This window comes from Lentzea jiangxiensis, from assembly GCF_900104175.1.
Taxonomy (GTDB): Bacteria; Actinomycetota; Actinomycetes; order Mycobacteriales; family Pseudonocardiaceae; genus Lentzea; species Lentzea jiangxiensis.
This window is the reverse complement of record NZ_FNIX01000013.1, coordinates 106,684-119,089: the sequence shown is the minus strand read 5'-3', so window position 1 is coordinate 119,089 and position 12,406 is coordinate 106,684. Positions and strand designations below refer to the sequence as shown.

Genomic DNA, 12,406 nt, shown 5'->3' with positions numbered 1-12,406 from the left:
CTGTTTTGATACCGCGCATGACATTGAACCGCAGGTCCGTGTTCGGGCTGGGAACCGTCGCGGCCGCGACGGCCGTGCTCGGCTCCCACGGTGCAGCGCAGGCGCAGGAAGACGCGGAGGCCGAGATCGAACGCTTCCCGACGACCGCCGACAGGTCGCGCAAGCGCATCGCCCAGATCTACCGGCGGCAGACCCGCAGGGCGCGGGGCACGTGGTCGTCGCTGATCACCGTCGCCGACCTCGACGGGACGACGAGGGCCGCCGTCGACGAGAACGCCGACCAGGTCGTCGAGGCCTACAGCGTCAACAAGATCGCGGTCGCGGTCGCCGTGCTGGACAAGGTGGACCGCGGGCTGATCAGGCTCGACCAGACGGTCACCGTGTCCGCGGCGATCGTCATCCAGGACACCGACGGCATCTTCGCGCTCGACGGCGCGTACCCGAGCGAGGTCACCGTCGGCCACGCCCTCGCGAACCTGCTCACCGTCTCCGACAACACCGCCGTCCGCCTGTGCGGCCTGGTCGTGCCCGCGCTGGAGCTCAACGAGATCCTGCGGTCCAAGGGCTTCGTGCACACCCAGGTCGTCCCGGTGGCCAACCCCAACCGCTTCTTCCTCGGCACCACGACGGCGCGCGAGACGCACACGTTGCTGCAGAAGCTGGTCGACGGGCAGCTGCTGTCCGCCGCGTCGACGGCCTACCTGCTCAACATCCTGCGCGCGACGGCGAGCTTCACCGACGGCGTGCGGCTCAACCTCACGACGAACGAGCGCCTGCGCGTCGCGACGAAGGCCGGCTGGTTCGAGGACGGCCGCAACGAGGCCGGGATCATGTTCAGCGAGGACAACCGCGCCATCCTGGTCTACTCGATGTTCGCCTCCGGTGACTTCGCGGGCGACAAGGCCGCCAACGACCAGGACTTCAGCACCACGCACCCGGCCGTCGCAGCCCGCGCGGAGCTCGGCCGGTCCATGTTCGACGCGGTCATCAAGATCACGACGACGCGTCCGCGCCACCGCGAGAAGGTCTACCGGTTCTTCAACGGCGGCTGATCCTCCGGAAATTTTCCGAGTTCCGGACCACCGGGCACCGGATTTCGGCTATACAGGGCACCACGCCGGGGTCGGTCGTCGCCGCCGTCGACGACCGGCTTCCCCGCGCGGACGTTCCGCAGCGCAGGTTTCACAGCGCCGGTTCCACGACGTCGTGGAACCTGCGCGCCACCTCCTCGACGACCTCGTCGAGGTCCGCCGCCCAGATGTCGGCGTTGAAGATCTCCACCTCGACGTCGCCCGAGTACCCGGTGGCGGCGACGTGCCTGGTCAGGCGGCGCAGGTCGATGTCACCGTCACCCGGATAGCCGCGGCCCAGCAACACGTCGGCGGGCACGGGTGTGAGCCAGTCGCACACCTGGTACGACGCGATGCGCGGCCCCGCGCGCTCGATCTGCGCGTCCAGGTCGGGGTCCCACCAGACGTGCAGCGCGTCGACGACGACACCGACCGACGAGTGCCGTTCGGCGATGTCGAGCGCTTGCGACAACGTCGAGAGCACACCTCGATCGGCGCAGAACACCGGGTGCATCGGCTCCAGCGCGAGGACCACACCCGCCTCCCCCGCGTACACCGAGAGCTCCGCGATGGCGTCGGCGACGCGCTGACGTGCGCCGACGAGGTCCTTGTCGCCCGCCACGCCCCCGACGACCATGACGAGGGTGCCGGTGCGCAACGCCGCTGCCTCGTCGATCGCACGGCGGTTGTCGTCCAACGCGGCGCGGTTGTCGACGGCCGTGAGGAACCCGCCGCGGCACAGCGTCGACACCCGCAGCCCGGCGTCCGCGACGAGTTTCGCGGTGCGTCCGAGCCCGTGGTCCGCCACCGGTTCGCGCCACAGCCCGATCGACTCGATGCCGTGCCGGGCGCACCCTTCGACGGCCTCGGCGACGGTCGCGCGTTTGACCGTGGCCTGGTTCAGCGAGAGGCGAGCCACTGCCGCCACCTCCGCTCCGCGAGCTCCGGCTCGACCACGCCGGCGATCTCCGCGAGGCGTTTCGCCTCGGCGAGGTGCTCGGCGCTCCTCGCGGACTCCAGGCCGCCGAGCAGCCGGAAGTCCTCCTGGTGTCCCGCGAGCCACGCCAGGAACACGACGCCGGTCTTGTAGTGGTACGTCGGTGCGCTGAAGAGGTGGCGCGACAAAGCGACCGTGGGCGCCAGGAGGCTGTGGAACCCGTCGGTGTCGCCCTCGGCCAGCTTCGCCAGGGCACGGGCGGCGACCGGCGCGATCGGGTCGAAGATGCCGAGCAGCGCGTCGCTGTGGCCCTGCTCGTCGCCCGCGATCAGGTCCGGGTAGTGGAAGTCGTCGCCGGTGTAGCAGCGGACACCGGGCGGCAGCGCGCGCCGCAGCCCGATCTCGTGGCCGGCGTCGAGCAGCGAGACCTTCACGCCGTCGACCTTGTCCGGCCGCGACCGGATGATCTCCAGGAAGTTCCGGGTCGCCCGCGGGACGTCCGCCGCGCCCCAGTAGCCCTCCAGCGCCGGGTCGAACGCGGTGCCGAGCCAGTGCAGGATCACGGGTTCGCTGACGCGGTCGAGCACCGTGCCGACGACCTCCTCGTAGTCCTCCGGTCCCCGCGCGGTCGCCGCGAGCCGGCGCGAGCACATCAGCACGGGTTGCGCGCCGGCCTCCAGCACGACGTCGAGCTGGTGCAGGTAGGCGTCCAGGACGTCGCCGAGGCCCGCCTCGCCGGTCAGGTGGTCGGTGCCGACACCCGCGCAGATCCGCCCGGCCTTCTCGGCGGCGCTGCGCCGGATGAGCTCGGCGGCCGCGGGCCAGTCGAGCCCCATGCCGCGCTGCGCGGTGTCCATCGCCTCCGCGACGCCGAGACCGTGCGACCACAGGTGGTGCCGGAACGCCAGGGTGGCGTCCCAGTCGACGGTGCGCTCGTCCCGCGCGACGACGTGCGCCGCCGCGAACACGGTGCGGTTGAACGACTTCGCGCTAGACACCCGCGATCTCCACCCGCCGGCCCTCCGAAGAGGACCGGAGACCCGCGGCCGCGAGCGCGACACCCCTCGCCCCGGCGCGGAAGTCGTGCGGGAACGGCGCGTCCTCGGCCACGTGGCGCAGGAACTCGGCCCACTGCACCTTGAAGCCGTTGTCGAAGTCCTCGTTGTCCGGCACCCGCTGCCACTGCTCGCGGAACGGGTGCGCGACCGGCAGGTCCGGGTTCCACACCGGCTTCGGCGTGGCGGCGCGGGGCTGCACGAAGCACTCGCGCAGCCCCGCGACCGCACTCCCCTCCGTGCCGTCCACTTGGAACTCGACGAGCTCGTCGCGGCGCACCCGCACGCACCAGGACGAGTTGATCTGCGCGATGACGCCGTTCTCGATCTCGAAGATCCCGTACGCGGAGTCGTCCGCGGTCGCCTCGTAGGCGTTGCCCCTCTCGTCCCAGCGGGCCGGGATGTGCGTGACCGCCTTGGCCGTGACGGCCTCGACCCGGCCGAACAGGTCGTGCAGCAGGTAGCTCCAGTGGCAGAACATGTCCGAGACGATGCCGCCGCCGTCCTCCGCGCGGTAGTTCCAGCTCGGGCGCTGCGCGGACTGCCAGTCGCCCTCGAAGACCCAGTAGCCGAACTCGCCGCGCACGCTGAGGATCCGGCCGAAGAAGCCGCCGTCGACCAGCCGCTTGAGCTTGCGGATGCCCGGCAGGTACAGCTTGTCCGCCACGACACCGTGCTTGACGCCCTTCTCGTCGGCCAGGCGCGCGAGCTCCAGCGCTTCCTCGACCGTCCCGGAGACGGGCTTCTCGGTGTAGACGTGCTTGCCGGCCCCGATCGCCCTGGTGATCGACTCGACGTGCCGCGACGTGACCTGCGAGTCGAAGTAGACCTCCACCGACGGGTCCGAGAGCGCGCTGTCGAGGTCCGTCGTCCACCTCGCGACGCCGTGGCGCTCGGAGATCTCCTTGAGCTTGTCGGCGTTGCGGCCCACGAGGACCGGTTCCACCTCCAGCACGGTCCCGTCCGCCAGCCGCACGCCCTCCTCGCGCAACGGCAGCAGGGACCGGACCAGGTGCTGGCGGTGTCCCATCCGCCCGGTGACGCCGTTGACCGCCACTCCGATGGTCCGAACCGCCATCACACCTCCTGGTAGCAGCACTGGAAAGCGCTTTCCGGCCACGCTAATGGCGGCACTTCGCGGTCGTCAACCTCCTCGCGAGTTAGTCTCAGCGCTCACATGCGTTGACGGAGGTGGTCGTGTCCGCCCGACAGGTGACGCTCGCCGAGGTGGCGAGGCAGGCGGGTGTGTCGTTGGCGACCGCTTCTCGCGTGCTCAACGGCAGCACGAGGCAGGTGAGCGGGGACCTCAGCGAGCGCGTCCTGCGCACCGCGGAGGAGCTCGGCTACGTGCCGAACGCGTCCGCGCAGGCGCTGGCCCGCAACTCCAGCTCGCTCGTCGGTCTCGTGGTCCACGACATCACCGACCCGTACTTCTCCTGCATCGCGGCGGGGGTGACGAGGGTGGCCGAGGAGGCCGGGCTCGTCGTCGTCCTCGGCACGACCGGGCGCCGTCCGGAGCGTGAAGCCGAGCTGCTGTCGACGCTGCGAGCGCACCGGGCGCGTGCGGTCGTCCTGGCCGGTTCGCGGACCACGGACCGTGCGGCGCAAGCGCGGCTCGCCGCGGAGATCGACGCGTTCACCGAGCAGGGCGGACGTGTCGCGTGCGTGTCGCAGGCGAAGCTCGGCACCGACACGGTCGTGCCCGGCAATCGTGCCGGAGGACGCGCGCTCGCCCGTGCGCTCGCGGGACTCGGGCACAAGAAGTTCGCCGTATTGGGTGGTCCTTCCGAACTCGTCGTGGCCCGCGACCGCCTGGCCGGCTTCAAGGCGGGTCTCGCGGACGCCGGGGTCGCGCCGCCGGTGGTCGTCAACGGCGCCTTCACCCGTGACGGCGGCTACGAGGCCGCCCTGGAGCTGCTGGCGTCGAAGTCACGCGCCACCTGCGTGTTCGCGGTCACCGACGTGATGGCGATGGGAGCGATGGCGGCGTTGCGCGAACGGGGCGTGCGCGTGCCGGAGGACATGTCGATCGCCGGGTTCGACGACATCCCGACCCTGCGCGACACCGTGCCCGCTTTGTCCACCGTGCGCCTGCCCCTGGAGGAGATGGGCGAGATCGCCGCAGGTCTCGTGCTGGACGGCGGGCGTGACGAGGCCCGCACCGTGCGCGTGGCGGGCGAGGTGGTGCTCCGGGCGTCGACTGCTCACAATTAGACTCGTCGGGCTGTACACGTACTTGAGTCTGAGGAGTTGAGCCGTCCCCATGGGGTCTGGCCCCGGCTGGCATACCAACCCGGTCCCTGGTCGCTTTGGAGCGTCCAGGTGACCGGAGTCCTTCTGAGCGTGCTCGGTCTGCTCGCCGTCGTGGCGCTGACCGCGGGCACCTTCATCGCGGTGGCGGCGGAGTTCTCGCTGACCGCGCTGGAACGCAGCACCGTCGAGCGCCACGTCGCCGAGGTCGGTGACGCGAAGGCGCGCACCATCGACCGTGCGCACCGCACGCTGTCGTTCCAGCTCTCCGGCGCGCAGCTCGCCATCACGCTGACCACGCTGATCACCGGTTACATCGCGGAGCCCGCGATCGCGAACCTGATCGAGCCCGGCCTGACCGCGGTCGGCGTGCCCGACGCGGTGGCCGACGGCCTGTCGCTGGTCCTCGCGCTGGCGATCGCCACGGCGCTGTCGATGGTGTTCGGCGAGCTGGTTCCCAAGAACCTGGCGATCGCGAAGCCGCTCGAGACCGCCCGCGGCGTGGTGGGCCTGCAGGCGGGCTTCTCCACGGTCTTCCGCTGGCTGATCCACGGGATGAACAACTCGGCGAACTGGCTGGTCAGGCGCTTCGGCGTCGAGCCGGTCGAGGAGCTGGCGTCCGCGAGGTCACCCGAGGAGCTGGGCGCGCTGGTCCGCACGTCGGCCGAACACGGCACCCTCGACGAGAGCACCGCGGCGCTGCTGGACCGCTCACTGCGCTTCGGCGACCGCACGGCCGGCGAACTGATGACACCGCGTGTGCGCGTGGAGGCCCTACGCGCCGACGCGACCGTGGCCGATCTCGTGATGAAAGCGCGCGAGACCGGCTTCTCACGGTTCCCGGTGCACAACGGCTCGTTGGACGAGGTCAGCGGCATCGTGCACGTGAAGCAGGCTTTCGCCGTGCCGACCGCTCTGCGCGTGTCCACCCCTCTGTCGGCGTTGACCCGCCCCGTCTACTCGGTGCCCGAGACCCTGGAGGGCGACGCCCTGCTCGACCGCCTGCGCGCGTCCGGCCTGCAGACCGCGCTCGTCGTCGACGAGTACGGCGGCACGGCCGGCATGGTGACGCTGGAGGACGTGGTCGAGGAGATCGTCGGCGACGTGCGCGACGAACACGACCGGGGCGAGGCCCTGCCGGTCCGCCCGCTCGGCAAGGGCAGCTGGCTCGTCTCCGGCCTCCTGCGCGACGACGAGGTGGCCGAGGCGACCGGCTTCCACATGCCCGAGGGCGACTACGAGACCCTGGCCGGCCTCGTGCTGGCGAGGCTGGGGCGGATCCCCGACGTCGGGGACGAGATCCGCGTCGAAGGCTGGAGGGTGACGGTCATGCGGATGGACAAGCACCGCGTGGCGGACCTGCGGGTGGTGGCGTCCTCGTGAACTTCCTCATCATCATCTTCCTGTTGGCGGGCAACGCCTTTTTCGTCGGCGCCGAGTTCGCGGTGATCACCGCGCGCCGCGACCGCCTGGAGGCCTTGGCCGACAAGGGCTCCGCACGGGCCCGCACCGCGATCAAGGCGTCGCAGCAGCTGCCGTTGCTCATCGCCGGCGCGCAGCTGGGCATCACGCTGTGCTCGTTGGGGTTGGGTGCGATCGCCGAACCGGCTCTGGCTTCGGTCTTGGAAGCGCCTCTCAACGCCGTCGGCCTGCCTCTGGCCGTGGTGCACGGCGTGGCGTTCGCGGTGGCGTTGGTCATCGTCGTCGCGCTGCACACGATCCTCGGTGAGATGGTGCCGAAGAACCTCGCGATCGCGGGTCCGGAGCGAGCCGCGGTGTGGCTCGTGCCGGTGCACTACGGGTTCTCGCGGATGATCGCTCCGGCTCTCGCGCTGTTCACCGCCGTGGGCCGCTGGGTGCTGCGCCGCTTCGGTGTGGAGCCCGTCGACGAGCTGGAGTCGGCCTACACGCCGGACGAGCTGGCGTTGCTGATCGGCCAGTCCCGGTCGGAGGGGCTCCTGGAGGACTCCGAGCACCGGCGCCTGGCCCAGACCCTGTCCTCCGCCGAGCGCACGGTGGCTGACGTGCTGGTGCCCCTGGACCGGCTGACCACCATCTCCGCCTCCCCCACCCTGGGCGAGATCGAGTCCGCCGTGGCGACCACCGGGTTCTCGCGGTTCCCGGTGCTCGCCGACTCCGGCCTGGTCGGCTACCTGCACGTCAAGGACGTGCTGGACCTGGAGGGGACTGCCACCCCGGTGCCGCGGTCGCGGGTGCGCGGGTTGCCCGAGGTGCCGGTCGACGCCCGGCTGGACGAGGCCCTGGCGGCTCTTCGCCGGGCGCAGTCGCACCTCGCCCGTGCCGTGGGCGCTGACGGGACCGTGTTCGGGGTGGTGGCGTTGGAGGACCTGCTGGAGGAGTACGTCGGGACCGTGCGGGACGGGACCCACGTGCGCTGGGTGTAGGGCGCGGTGCGGATTTCCAGCATGAGGGAGCCCATGTCCGTCCGGCAGGGACCGGCGTGCCCGGACGGCGGCTCGCGCGGGCGTCGCGGCCGACCCACTAGGTTGTGCTCATGAGCGAGGACGACGAGGACGAGTTCGCCGAGGACGACAACTTCGAGGAAGAGGAAGACCCGGACGACCTCTTCGCCGTCACCCCCGAACCGCGCACGGTCTGCCACCTGTGCGGCGGCGCGAGCTACATCGCGGCCCCGACGCTGGCGATCATCAGCGGCGCCTCGCGGACCGTGGACAACGGCCGGGAGTGCCCGCACTGCAACGGCGCGCGGACGTTCACCGGACTGGTGCCGCCGCTCTAGAGCGGATGGTGCCGGCGGTACCAGCCGAGGAACGCCTCCACCGGCAAGCTGGCGATCTCCTCGCCGATGACGTCCAGGGCGAGGTCCGAGGCGCGCTTGAAGCGCACGCACGACTTGCCCATGTCGAGCTTCTTGCCGGTGGCCGCGTACCGGGAGCGGAACGACTCCTCGCCCTCGCCGTTCACGGCGGTCAGGTAGACCGAGAAGTGGTGCTTCTGGGCGGCGAGCGCCACGTAGCCCAGCGGCTGCTTGTTGTACGTCGGCCCGCTCACCTCCAGCGGCACGTACCAGGTGATCATCCCCCACATCATCCCCTCGGCGTAGCCGTCGGGGAGGTGGGCGAGGACGACGTCGCGCACAGCGCTGACCTCGGCACGCTGCTCGTCGGGCAGTTCGTCGAGGTACTCGGTGACCGTCGAGGCCTTGCTCCGCACCATGCGCGTACGGTAATCGCCCGTGGAGGTCTTGACCCGAGCCGAATGGCACCAGCTGCGCGATTCTCACGTCGCGCGCATGCGCCGGTTCACGGGGCCGCATCAGGAGCGGAAGCTTCGCAAGGAGAAGCACCCCGTCATGGACTTCCTCTTCACGTACTACAGCCATAGGCCCGTGCGGCTCGAACGGTGGCATCCGGGGCCGGGCCTCGTCCTCGAAGACGCGGACGAGTACCTGGAGTTCCCGCACTACAGGCGGGTCGCCGAGGGCGTGACGCTCGACGCCGGCAGCTTCCTCGGGCAGCGAGAGAAGACGCTGGAGTTCGTGCGGGCGTTGCTCACGGCGACGCTCGGCAGGCCCGCGCGGCTCGGGTGCTTCGGGCTGCACGAGTGGGCGATGGTCTACCGGCAGCGGCCCGAGGAGGTCCGGCACAACGCGTGGCCGTTGCGCCTGGGCAGCGGTGGAACGGACCAGGTGGTCGAGACCAGCCGGATCCAGTGCGGGCACTTCGACGCGTTCCGGTTCTTCACCGAGCCCGCACGGCCGCGCAACACCCTGCAGCCCACGCGGGAGGACCAGGTCGCCAACGAGCAGCCCGGTTGCCTGCACGCGAACATGGACCTGTTCAAGTGGGCGTACAAGCTGGAGCCGGCGACACCGTCGGACCTGGTCGCGGACTGCTTCGAACTGGCCGCTGACGTGCGCGAACTGGACATGCGGGCCTCGCCCTACGACCTGGCCGACCTGGGGTACGAACCGGTGCGGATCGAGACACCGGACGGCCGTGCGGAGTACGTGCGGCGGCAGGCGGAGTTCGCCGAACGGGCGAGACCGTTGCGAGAACAGCTCGTCTCCGTGTGCCAGTCGCTACTTGCAGTGACTTCACTTCGCTGACCAAGTTCACCTGTTAGCGTCATCGGCGGTCGTCGGGGGCCGCTGAGTAGTTGTGAGGGATCGATGTCTCGACACCGCGCTCTGCGGGCGAAGGTGAAGCGCGGAATCGCCAAGTGGCCCGTGCTCGTCGTCGTGCTCGTGGTGCTCCTCGGCCTGAGCTGGCTCGCCCTGTCGTGGGCGGGCGGAGTGCTCGACCGTCGCTCCCAGGCGCTGGCCCAGAACTGCAGCGAGGGCGACTCCGTCCTGCGCGTCGCCGTGACGCCCAGCGTCGCCGGCGCCGTCCGGGACGTCGCTCAGGAGTACAGCAGGACGCGGCCCGTCGTGTACGACCACTGCATCGCCATCGAGGTGATCTCGACCGATTCCTCCGCGGTGCTGGAAGGCCTCACGACGACCTGGGACGAGACGAAGCTCGGCAAGCGGCCGCACGCGTGGCTGCCCGACTCGACGCTCTGGGCGAACCGGCTGACGGCCCTCAACGCGAAGCTCGTCGGCTCGGCGCCGAAGTCGGTCGGGACGTCGCCGGTGCTGCTCGCCGCGCCCGAGGCCGCCGCGCCGGTGCTCGAGGACTTCCGGTGGTCCGACCTGCCCGAGGTGACCGACTGGAACAGGTTCGGCCAGCCCTGGGGCCGGTTCAGCGTCGCGATGCCCGACCCGTCGGCGAACACCGCCTCCGCCCTCGCGATCCAGTCCGCGCTGGCCGGCGGCAAGGGCCCGGTGACGGCGGAGTCGCTCGGGTCGGACGCCACGAAGTCCGCTCTCACGAAGCTCGCGGCCACCGTGCCGCCGGAAGTTCCCGCGACCACGCGCGACGCGCTGGCGCGCCTGGGTGACAGCGCCACGGTCAACGCGGCGGGCTTCTCCGCCACCCCGGTGTCCGAAGTGGACCTCTTCCGGCACAACACGGGCAAGGACGCCCCGTCGAAGCCGCTCGTCGGCGTGCTGCCCGCGGGCCCCGCGCCCGTGGCGGACTTCCCGTACGTCGCCCTCGGCGGCACAGAGGTCGGCGAGGCCGAAGAACGTGCGGCGCAGGCGTTCCGCGACTTCATGACCGAACCCCCGCGGCAGGCGATCCTCGCGCGCGGCGGCCTGCGCGTCGAGTCCACCCAGGACCGTCCGGCACCGTCGCCCGGCGTGGCCTGGTCGCCCGTCACGGAGAACCTCGTCCCCGCGGACGCCACGACCACACAGCAGATCTCGTCCGCCTGGGCCTCGGCGGACCGCGGCGGGCAGGTCGTCACGGTCCTCGCGGACGTCTCCACGTCGATGAAACCCCGCCTGGACAAGGTGAAGGCGGCCCTGCGCGGTCAGGTCGACAGGTCGGTGTCGGGCTCATTCGGGCTGTGGACGTTCGCGCGCGACCTCGACGGCTCGAAGCCCTACCGGCAGCTCGTCGGCACCGGCCCGGTCGGCGACAAGCGCGACGCGCTGCGCCGGTCGATCGACGGGATGAAGACCGCGGACGGCTCCCAGCTCTACAGCGCGCTGGCCGCCTGCTACGAGGCGGCGCACGACGGGTTCGTCGCCGGGCGCGTCAACCGCGTCGTGGTGATCACCGACAGCACCTCGGACGGCGGGCTCGACCTGGAAGGCCTCAAGTCGCGGCTGCACGGAACGGACCTGGCGATCAGCTTCATCGCGATCGGCGGCGACGTCGACAAGGCGGCCCTGACGGACGTCGCGCAGACGACCGGCGGCTCGGTGTCGGTGGTGGAGGACGTGGACGGCGTCGAGGCGGCGCTCGGTCAGGTGCTCTCGACGAAGGCCTGACCGAGCGCCGCGCGCACGCGGCCGTCGGCGTAGAGCTGCTCCAACGCGCGCCACGAGTCCGCGTACAGGTCGCGCGTTCGGGGGCCGGCCAGTGGATGAGGTGGAGGTCGCGGTAGCCGGCCTCGACGGCCGTCGTGACCGCACCGGCCACCTGGTCCTCCGGCACCTGGTGGACGCCGAAGCCGAGTTGGGGGATCCGTACTCCGTTGTTCAACGAGATCAACGGAACCATGTGCGTAGCTTCGCATCGTCGTAAACGTCCTGCATCGCCCTGATGGTGCCGACCAGTTCACGCCGGACCTCGTCCGGTGCCAGCACCTCCACGTCCGCGCCGAACTTGAGCAGGTCGGCGACGACGTGACGGGTCGACTCGGTCGGGAAGCCGAACTCCTGCCCCGGTTGCGGCGCGAGGTCGCGGATGAGGCGCGCCTGGAAGCCGCTGAGCAGGTACTGGGTCTTGTCGAGGCCCGCGCGGGTCATGCGGACCGCGACGCGCTCGCCGTACATGCGGGCCTCGAACTGCTCCGACCACTCGGCCCAGTGGCGCGCGAGGTCGAAGTCCCGGGGCCGTTCGAACGTGTCCGGTGTGGGCCGCAGCGCCAGCACGCGCGACACCCGGTAGGTGCGGCCGCTGCCGACGAAGTACCAGGTGCCGGCCTTCAGCACGAGCCCGTACGGGTCGACCTCGCGTTCGACGGTCTGGCTGCCCCACCGCTGGTAGGTCATCCGCACGCGGCGTTGCTCCCAGACGGCGTCGGCGATCGTGGCGAGGTGCCCGGTGGGTTCGTCGTCGCGGAACCACGTCGGGGTGTCGAGGTGGAAGCGCTGGCGGATCTGCTCGGCGCGGGAGCGCAGTTCGGTCGGCAGCGCGGCGAGGAGCTTGAGCTGGGCGGCGGCGGCGAACTCCTTCAACCCCAGCGCCTCGGCGGGGCCGGGCAGCCCGGCGAGGAACAGCGACCGCGCCTCGCCGGTGGTGAGACCGGTCAGCCGGGTGCGGTAGCCGTCGACGAGCCGGTACCCGCCGGCGGGACCGCGGTCGGCGTAGACGGGGATGCCCGCGGCGCTCAGCGACTCGACGTCGCGGTAGATCGTGCGCGGCGAGACCTCCAGCTCGCGGGCCAGTTCGTCGGCCGTCATCCGGCCCCTCGACTGGAGGAGCAGGAGGACCTGGATGAGCCTGCCGGATTTCACGCGTCAAACCTGACACGACCTGTCAGGTTCTGCCAGCAGAGTG

At 71.0% G+C, this 12,406-nt stretch carries 12 protein-coding genes; 7 read left to right on the top strand and 5 right to left on the bottom strand.

Annotation, left to right across the window (positions count from 1 at the left end):
• Positions 1 to 17: 17 nt before the first annotated feature.
• The gene (locus tag BLQ91_RS27940; protein WP_090101396.1) at positions 18 to 1,052 is read left to right on the top strand and encodes a serine hydrolase; all 1,035 of its coding nucleotides are present in this window, start codon (positions 18 to 20) and stop codon (positions 1,050 to 1,052) included.
• Positions 1,053 to 1,182: 130 nt separating this feature from the next.
• Here the strand turns inward: BLQ91_RS27940 and BLQ91_RS27935 are convergent, their stop codons facing one another.
• From BLQ91_RS27935 to BLQ91_RS27925, 3 genes are read right to left on the bottom strand one after another with little or no spacing between them, the layout of a single operon-like run.
• Positions 1,183 to 1,989 (bottom strand): sugar phosphate isomerase/epimerase family protein, encoded by an 807-nt coding sequence (locus tag BLQ91_RS27935; protein ID WP_218130438.1) that lies wholly within the window; start codon positions 1,987 to 1,989, stop codon positions 1,183 to 1,185.
• Positions 1,971 to 3,005: a dihydrodipicolinate synthase family protein gene (locus BLQ91_RS27930; protein ID WP_425412551.1), complete on the bottom strand. Its 1,035-nt coding sequence runs from the start codon at positions 3,003 to 3,005 to the stop codon at positions 1,971 to 1,973. Before BLQ91_RS27930 ends, BLQ91_RS27935 begins: the two co-directional genes overlap by 19 nt.
• Positions 2,998 to 4,140 (bottom strand): Gfo/Idh/MocA family protein, encoded by a 1,143-nt coding sequence (locus BLQ91_RS27925; RefSeq protein WP_090101391.1) that lies wholly within the window; start codon positions 4,138 to 4,140, stop codon positions 2,998 to 3,000. The genes BLQ91_RS27930 and BLQ91_RS27925 overlap by 8 nt, the downstream gene beginning before the upstream one ends.
• Before the next feature lie 119 nt (positions 4,141 to 4,259).
• Here BLQ91_RS27925 and BLQ91_RS27920 point away from each other — a divergent pair, with 119 nt between their 5' ends.
• The 4 genes from BLQ91_RS27920 (at position 4,260) to BLQ91_RS27905 (ending at position 8,073) form a co-directional block, all read left to right on the top strand.
• The gene (locus BLQ91_RS27920) at positions 4,260 to 5,276 is read left to right on the top strand and encodes a LacI family DNA-binding transcriptional regulator (RefSeq protein WP_090101615.1); all 1,017 of its coding nucleotides are present in this window, start codon (positions 4,260 to 4,262) and stop codon (positions 5,274 to 5,276) included.
• 108 nt (positions 5,277 to 5,384) lie between these two features.
• Positions 5,385 to 6,695 (top strand): hemolysin family protein, encoded by a 1,311-nt coding sequence (locus tag BLQ91_RS27915; protein WP_090101390.1) that lies wholly within the window; start codon positions 5,385 to 5,387, stop codon positions 6,693 to 6,695.
• Entirely contained in the window at positions 6,692 to 7,717 is a 1,026-nt protein-coding gene (locus tag BLQ91_RS27910) for a hemolysin family protein (protein WP_090101389.1), read from the top strand. Before BLQ91_RS27915 ends, BLQ91_RS27910 begins: the two co-directional genes overlap by 4 nt.
• A gap of 110 nt (positions 7,718 to 7,827) precedes the next feature.
• Positions 7,828 to 8,073, top strand: a complete 246-nt coding sequence (locus BLQ91_RS27905; RefSeq protein ID WP_090101388.1) for a hypothetical protein — start codon at positions 7,828 to 7,830, stop codon at positions 8,071 to 8,073.
• Here the strand turns inward: BLQ91_RS27905 and BLQ91_RS27900 are convergent.
• Complete coding sequence (locus BLQ91_RS27900; RefSeq protein ID WP_090101387.1) at positions 8,070 to 8,510, bottom strand: iron chaperone; 441 nt, start codon at positions 8,508 to 8,510, stop codon at positions 8,070 to 8,072. The genes BLQ91_RS27905 and BLQ91_RS27900 overlap by 4 nt on opposite strands.
• Before the next feature lie 76 nt (positions 8,511 to 8,586).
• Here BLQ91_RS27900 and BLQ91_RS27895 point away from each other — a divergent pair, with 76 nt between their 5' ends.
• Together BLQ91_RS27895 and BLQ91_RS27890 are read left to right on the top strand one after the other, a co-directional pair.
• The gene (locus BLQ91_RS27895) at positions 8,587 to 9,402 is read left to right on the top strand and encodes a 3-methyladenine DNA glycosylase (RefSeq protein WP_245733862.1); all 816 of its coding nucleotides are present in this window, start codon (positions 8,587 to 8,589) and stop codon (positions 9,400 to 9,402) included.
• A 63-nt stretch (positions 9,403 to 9,465) separates the two neighbouring features.
• Positions 9,466 to 11,172 carry a substrate-binding domain-containing protein gene (locus BLQ91_RS27890; protein ID WP_090101385.1) on the top strand — a complete coding sequence of 569 codons (1,707 nt, stop codon included), beginning with the start codon at positions 9,466 to 9,468 and terminating at the stop codon, positions 11,170 to 11,172.
• Positions 11,173 to 11,391: 219 nt separating this feature from the next.
• On the opposite strand, the gene BLQ91_RS27880 is transcribed toward BLQ91_RS27890, so the two are convergent.
• Positions 11,392 to 12,363, bottom strand: coding sequence for a helix-turn-helix transcriptional regulator (locus tag BLQ91_RS27880; protein ID WP_090101384.1), 972 nt, complete (start codon positions 12,361 to 12,363; stop codon positions 11,392 to 11,394).
• Positions 12,364 to 12,406 lie beyond the last annotated feature (43 nt).